Source organism: Bordetella tumbae (assembly GCF_965139195.1).
Taxonomy (GTDB): domain Bacteria; phylum Pseudomonadota; class Gammaproteobacteria; order Burkholderiales; family Burkholderiaceae_B; genus Bordetella_A; species Bordetella_A tumbae.
Genome location: NZ_CBCSJH010000029.1, coordinates 1 through 4,647 on the forward strand (window position 1 = coordinate 1; position 4,647 = coordinate 4,647).

The 4,647-nt window shown below is 58.3% G+C and carries 4 protein-coding genes and 2 tRNA genes; 2 read left to right on the plus strand and 4 right to left on the minus strand.

Annotation, left to right across the window (positions count from 1 at the left end; translation table 11 throughout):
• Nucleotides 1-181 precede the first annotated feature (181 nt).
• Together ACNA0J_RS22435 and ACNA0J_RS22440 are read right to left on the minus strand one after the other, a co-directional pair.
• On the minus strand, nt 182-1,384 hold the full coding sequence (locus ACNA0J_RS22435; protein ID WP_415821083.1) for a CaiB/BaiF CoA transferase family protein: 1,203 nt from the start codon (nt 1,382-1,384) through the stop codon (nt 182-184).
• A 6-nt stretch (nt 1,385-1,390) separates the two neighbouring features.
• The gene (locus ACNA0J_RS22440) at nt 1,391-2,362 is read right to left on the minus strand and encodes a Bug family tripartite tricarboxylate transporter substrate binding protein (protein WP_415821084.1); all 972 of its coding nucleotides are present in this window, start codon (nt 2,360-2,362) and stop codon (nt 1,391-1,393) included.
• Nucleotides 2,363-2,519: 157 nt separating this feature from the next.
• On the opposite strand from ACNA0J_RS22440, the gene ACNA0J_RS22445 reads away from it, so the two are divergent.
• Both ACNA0J_RS22445 and ACNA0J_RS22450 read left to right on the plus strand, forming a co-directional pair.
• Nucleotides 2,520-3,413 (plus strand): LysR family transcriptional regulator, encoded by an 894-nt coding sequence (locus tag ACNA0J_RS22445; protein WP_415821085.1) that lies wholly within the window; start codon nt 2,520-2,522, stop codon nt 3,411-3,413.
• Between the two features lie 136 nt (nt 3,414-3,549).
• Nucleotides 3,550-4,314 carry a fused MFS/spermidine synthase gene (locus ACNA0J_RS22450; RefSeq protein ID WP_415821086.1) on the plus strand — a complete coding sequence of 255 codons (765 nt, stop codon included), beginning with the start codon at nt 3,550-3,552 and terminating at the stop codon, nt 4,312-4,314.
• Nucleotides 4,315-4,437: 123 nt separating this feature from the next.
• On the opposite strand, the gene ACNA0J_RS22455 is transcribed toward ACNA0J_RS22450, so the two are convergent.
• Nucleotides 4,438-4,514: transfer RNA gene (locus ACNA0J_RS22455), tRNA-Asp, on the minus strand.
• Between the two features lie 41 nt (nt 4,515-4,555).
• Nucleotides 4,556-4,631: transfer RNA gene (locus tag ACNA0J_RS22460), tRNA-Glu, on the minus strand.
• Nucleotides 4,632-4,647: the final 16 nt, after the last annotated feature.

Genomic DNA, 4,647 nt, shown 5'->3' on the forward strand with positions numbered 1-4,647 from the left:
GCTGCGCTCCACTCAAACATGCCCAGCCGACTGCCCCCCGCCTGACAAGGNTGGNTCGGCGGNCTCTACGGGCCGGCGCGGCCTTGATATGACGGCCCCCTGCTGGCGATTGTTGAACGTCGCCGGGTGTTCGGTTTTGCGTTCGGGGGATTTGGAGTTAACCCTCGTGTTCGGCTTCGCGTTAGGGGGATTCGGGGGCTAACTGGATGTGTTCCAGTTCGGCCAGGATGTCTGCTGTGTGTTCGCCTAGGGTGGGGGCGGGGCGGCGGAATAGGCCGGGGCTCGCGGATAGGCGAGGGATGATGTTGTGCATGGGGACGCTGCCCATGTCGGCGTCGGGGACGTGGACGATGGCTTCGCGGCCCGTGACGTAGGGATGGTCGATCAGGTCGGCGACGGAATAGACGGGGCCTGCGGTGACGCCGGCTTTTTCGAACAAGGCCAGGTTGTCGTTTTGATCGCGCTGGGAGACGAAGCTCTGGATGATTTCGTCCAACAGGTCCTTGTTTTGTACGCGCACGTCGTTGTTCTCAAAACGTGGGTCGGTCTTGAGTTCGGGCATGCCGATGGTGTCGAAGATGCGCATGGCCATGGATTGCATGGAGCCCGACATGGCAATGTGTTTGCCGTCTTTGCAAACGTAGACGTTGCGCGGCGCGGTGTGCGCGGACTGATTGCCCGAGCGTAGTGTGGGCGTGCCGGTTGCCTGGAATTTTGCGGCTTCGGATGAGATCAGGGAAAAAATCGGTTCGAAGAGCGACAGGTCTACGATTTGGCCGACGCCGGTTTTTTCTGCGCTACGCAATGCGGTCAGGACGCCTGCTGCGCCGTACATGCCGGCGATCATGTCTGCCATGGCCAAGGGGGGCAGGGCGGGAGGCTTGTCGGGGAAGCCGTTCAGGTAGGCGTAGCCGGACATGGCTTCGACCAATGTGCCAAAGCCGGGTTTGTGGCTGTAGGGGCCGGTTTGGCCCCAGCCTGATACGCGTGCGATGACTAGTGCAGGATTCAATGCGTGCAGGACGTTGGGCGACAGGCCCATTTTTTCGAGGCCGCCGGGCACGAAGTTTTCGATGAGCACGTGCGAGCACTTGATCAGCTTTTTGAGCTGTGTCAGGCCGTCTTCGGATTTGATGTCCAGTGCCAGTGAACGCTTGTTGCGGCCGTAGACTTTCCAGTACACCGCCTGGCCGCCTTCGCGCCAATGACGCAGGTCGTCGCCTTTTTCGGGGCGTTCGACTTTGATGACGTCGGCGCCGAAATCAGCCAGGAATACGGACAGCATATTGCCGGCGACCAGGCGCGACATGTCGACGACTTTGATGTCTTTGAGCGGGCCTTCCTGGTCGGGGGTGAAGGCGTGAGTTTGAGCGGTTTGTGTCATGGGTGTTTAGTTCACTTCTGCGCCGGTGGATTTGACGATGGTGCTCCAGAGTTTCAGGTCGTCGTCCAGGCGTTTGGCGAGTTGTTCGGGGTTGTCGTTCAGCGGTTCAACGCCCAGGTCGGCATATTTTTTCTTGACGTCGGGATCTGCCAATACGCTCTCGGTGGCTTTGTAGAGCGTGTCGATGACGTCTTTGGGGGTGTTCTTGGGTACGTACATGGCGATCCACAGTTCGCCGTTGTAGCCGGGGATCTGTTCGCCGATGGCCGGGACGTCCGGCAGCGCGGGGTTGCGTTCTTTGGTGCTGACGCCCAGGGCGCGCAGTTTGCCGGCTTTGATCGTGGCGATCGAAGAGGGCAGGCTGGCAAAGATGATGGGAACCTGTCCGCCGAGGACATCGGTCATGCCGGGGGCGACGCCGCGATAGGGGATGTGTTCCAGTTTGAGGCCGCCTTTTTCGTCCAGCATGGCGCCGAGCAGGTGGTTGAGCGTGCCGTTGCCCGCCGAGGCGTATTGGTATTTGCCGGGATTGGCTTTTATCAGCGTGATGAATTCGGCCAGGGTATTGGCTGGAAATGAGGGGTGGACGCACAGCACGTTGGGCACGCTGCCGACGGCGGCCACGGGCGCAAAGTCTTTGATCGGATCAAAGCCGGGATTTTTGTAGATGGCCGGATTGATCGCTTGGGCACTGCTGATTGTGAACAGGACGGTATAGCCGTCGGCGTTTTCACGGGCGGCCTGGGCGGTGCCGATATTGCCACCTGCGCCGGGCTTGTTTTGTACGACAAAGGGCTGGCCGAGTTTCTGTGCCAGTTTGTCGGAAATCAGACGCGCGACGATGTCATTGGTGCCGCCCGGCGATTGCGGGACGATGACGTTGACGGGTTGGCTAGGGTAGGCTGCGTGTGCGCTCGTGCTGGCTACGCCCATGCCAACGGTGATGGCCAAGGCGGCGGCGAGTTGCTTTAGGAACATGATCAATGTCTCCGGAATGTTTTCGCCTATTCTTCATGCAAATCTGCTATAGGTAAAATAGTATAAAAATATGGTTTATATAAATGATTATGTATGGATCTGACGTCAGGCTGCGGCGCCCTGGATTCAGGGGCCGTGCGGGTAACGGAAAAGCATCATGACGCTGACACAACTGCGCTATTTTCTGGCGATCATCCGCTGCGGCAGTATCTCTGGCGCGGCGGCGCAGATTCATGTGGCGCAGCCGGCGATTTCTCAGCGCTTGCGGCAGTTGGAGGAGGAATTGGGCCAGGTGCTGTTCAAACGTCTGCCGCGCGGCATCGAGCTGACTCCAGCCGGCCATCACCTGAAAGCGCATGCCCTGGAAATCCTGCGCCGAGTGGACTCGGTGCAGGACGATTTCAAGTCCTCTGACGTCAACCCCATTGGGCAGGTCACGTTGGCCATGTCGACGGCTATCAACACTAAGTTCTGCGTCACTGTGCTGGACGAGGCCAGCCGCAGCTATCCCAACATCAAGCTCACGCTGACCGAGCATATGAGCGGTACGTTGCTGGAGTGGGCCGAGAGTGGCCGCGTGGATTTGGCCGTGGTGTATGACGTCCCGGGCAATACGCCTTTGGCGGTGCACAGTTTGGGCAAGGAGGATTTGTACTTGGTCACGGATCCTGCGTTCAAACGACAGTTACCGGCGGTTGTATCGTTGGCGGAGGTGGCGCAGTTGTCTTTGATCCTGCCGGCGTTTCCGCAGACGTTGCGATTGATGATTGAAAGAACGTTTTCCGAGCATGTGGGCCGCGCGCCCAAGGTGCTGTTGGATGTGGATTCGACCTACGCGATCAAAAAACTCGTCGCTGCGGGCAAAGGCCAGAGTATTTTGTCCGTGCATTCCGTTGGCGATGAACTCGAGCGTGGCGAGCTGGCTATCACGCCGATTGTGGATCCAGCCGTGAGCCGCACGATCAATTTGGTCGCTTATCGTCCGCGTGCAAATGACGCAGCGGTTCGAGCGGTACATCGTGTGGTGCAGGCTGCACTGGCGAAGGGATAACCAAAGCGATTTCGAAAAATCTATAGCGTCTGAGGTGACGTCTTGGTGACGGTTGTGCAGCTCGGCCCTTGTAGGCGTGCTGTTAGGCGGAAAGTCAGTAAGATGCTGTGGTTGTTGATCGCTTTCGCCATGCACGATGTCCTTGCCTGATTCCACTCCTGCCGATTTTCATTCCGGACCACCCGAATTGCGCCGTACGCGTGATGCGCTGACATTGCAGTTCGCGGGGTCCGCTGCCGTGCAAAGCATCATGTCGGTGCTCAATCCGCATGCTCTCGAGCTCGAGTACACGCGCTTGATGATGGGTTTTCTGCTGTTCGACAGCGATCCCCGGCGCATGTTGATGATAGGCCTGGGTGGCGGGTCTTTACCCAAGTTTTGCCATCGCTATTTGCCCAACGCATCGATCGATGTGGTGGAGATCGATCCTGAGGTCATTGCGTTGAGAGACGCTTTTCACGTTCCGCCTGATGATGCGCGTTTTCGTGTGATAGCTGCCGATGGCAGCCAGTATCTGCAAATGGATCCTGAGCCGGTCGATGTCTTGTTGGTGGATGCCTATGACGGGCGCGGTATGCCGGCGGCGTTGTGTGAACAGACGTTTTTCGAGGATTGCGATGCGGCGTTGTTGCCAGATGGCATTCTGGTGGTAAACCTGCATCTCGAGAGCGAGTCGTATCCGATCTGCCTCGCTCATCTGCGAGAGGTCTTCGGCACGTCACTATTCGAGGTTATCGACGACGATATGACCAACAGCATTGTTTTCGCCTGCAAGGGCGAACGTTTTGATGACACGGATCTGCGGAGGGCGCTGCGCAAGCCAGAGCGCATGAGCAAGGATGCATGGCGGCAATTGCAGCCGACCTTCAAGCTGATCGAGGCGACGCTGATTTTGCGCTGAGACTGTTGGGCTCATGGTGAGGCAGGCGCTACTGCAGAAAAAAAGCCCTTGAATAAGGGCTTTTTTGCCGCTGGGCCGCCCCAACGCAAAAACGCCCCGTTTGGGGGCGTTTGTTGAATTCTGTGGCGGAGCGGACGGGACTCGAACCCGCGACCCCCGGCGTGACAGGCCGGTATTCTAACCAACTGAACTACCGCTCCGCAGCGGTGACCTACTGATACTGCAGCCAACTAAAAAAAGCTGGCGTCCCCTAGGGGATTCGAACCCCTGTACTCACCGTGAAAGGGTGATGTCCTAGGCCTCTAGACGAAGGGGACTNGGACTNNCTGTACT